At 68.9% G+C, this 1,603-nt stretch carries 2 protein-coding genes; both read left to right on the top strand.

Annotated elements, in window-relative coordinates:
* The first annotated feature begins 443 nt into the window (after positions 1-443).
* On the top strand, positions 444-578 hold the full coding sequence (locus tag HK417_RS25995) for a hypothetical protein (protein ID WP_261327702.1): 135 nt from the start codon (positions 444-446) through the stop codon (positions 576-578).
* A gap of 295 nt (positions 579-873) precedes the next feature.
* Positions 874-1,603, top strand: a 730-nt coding sequence (locus tag HK417_RS24250; RefSeq protein ID WP_222273266.1) for a hypothetical protein, incomplete at its 3' end; no start/stop codon positions are given.

A 1,603-nucleotide genomic window follows, 5' to 3' on the forward strand; every position in this document is an offset into this window, starting at 1 on the left:
TCGGCTGACCCTCTGGGTGACGCCGCCGGGCACCCCGCGGGGATGACCCCGGCACCGCAGCACTGAACGACCGAGCCCCTGCTCGGACCCACCCGGGTCCGAGCAGGGGCTCAGTCATTACCGGCAACTGGGCGATGGTCGGGCACGCGGACGTTCCCCGGTGCGGCGGAGGGGACGGTTGGCCGAGTTCGACGCAAGGCACGGCCTTTTCCCAACCCGTGCGGCACCGGCCCGGCGTCGAGCTGCCGAGGCGGCACGTGCCACTGGGGCCTGGTCCGCACGCCGGCGGCGCTGGTCCTCGGGGCGGGTGTGCTCGTCGGGCGATCTCCGCGTCGGGTCGGGGCCATCCTGACCGGCGCCTGCCCAGAGATCGACCGGATAGCCAGCTCGCGCCGGCCGAGGTGACGTCCGGGACGTCCGTGTAGCTCGCACGGGCAGGTCGCATGAGTGTCGACGTGGTCCGCGGTGTGCCGACGGTGACGTTGCAGGGCCACCCGGTGAGCGTCGCGATGTCCGTCACGGTCGATCCAGCGCCTGCGCTGCAACAAATGGGGCGACTGTGGTGCATGGGGATCTGACGAGGAAATCAGTGTGTCGGCATGCCTGCACGGTCGGCGGTGACCTGGAGGGTGAGTGGACGGTCGTCTACCCGGCGTGTCTGGTGCAGGTGCTTGATGACTGCCAGTTGTTCAGGAGGGTCTTTGTGGAGGCTCGCCGGCCGATCGTGTGACAGGTGCCCGCGGTGCACAACTACCGCCCGCGATCGGTGGCGACACGAACACATGTGCCCAATGAACGCCCGTGCCCAGACTCGCTGACTGCTAACTTTCTGCCAGTCGCCCAACACGGGTCGTGATCGATGGAGGTTCTTCCTTGAGCAACAAGCGCGCGCTGGCGGTCGGCTTCCTGACCGCCGGCCTCTCGGCCGGCATCCTCGCCACCGCCATCACCCCGGCTGCGGCGCAGGGCGCCCCGGTGGGTGGCTCGGGCAACGGCTACTACCTCTCCGGCGCCGGCAACATCAACGGCATGGCCGCCTACGCCTTCGCCTACGGCGAGGCCAACGACGAGGTCTACTTCGGCAACTTCGTCGCCGCCACCCCGGGTGACGAGGCGATCGTCCGTCGCGGCAACGGCTTCATCCTCCGTGGCTCGGAGGGCACCATGGCCCTCTTCGGCGACAAGGGCGACACGGTGCTGGTCGGGGACTGGAACGGCGACGGCGTCGACTCGCTGGCCGTGCGTCGTGGCAACCACTACTTCGTGCGGAACTCGATCACCACCGGCTACTCCGAGTCCGACTTCTGGTACGGCGACCCGAACGACAAGGTCCTTGTCGGCAACTGGAACGGCGTTCGCACGCCAGCCGTGGCGGGGACCCCGGCGGTGCCGGGTGTCGACGGCACCCTCCCGCCGGACGGCGACTTCGTCGACCCCGAGGACACCGCCCCCATCGCGGCTGTTCCGGCGGTCCCCGGTAAGGGCGACACGCTGATGGTGCAGCGTGGCAACCACTTCTTCGTCGCGAACGTGAACGCCAACGTCTACTCCGAGTACGACTTCCACTACGGCGAGGTCAACGACACCGTCCTGGTCGGCGACT

Origin of the sequence: Modestobacter marinus (assembly GCF_019799945.1) — a bacterium.
Classification (GTDB): Bacteria; Actinomycetota; Actinomycetes; order Mycobacteriales; family Geodermatophilaceae; genus Modestobacter; species Modestobacter marinus_B.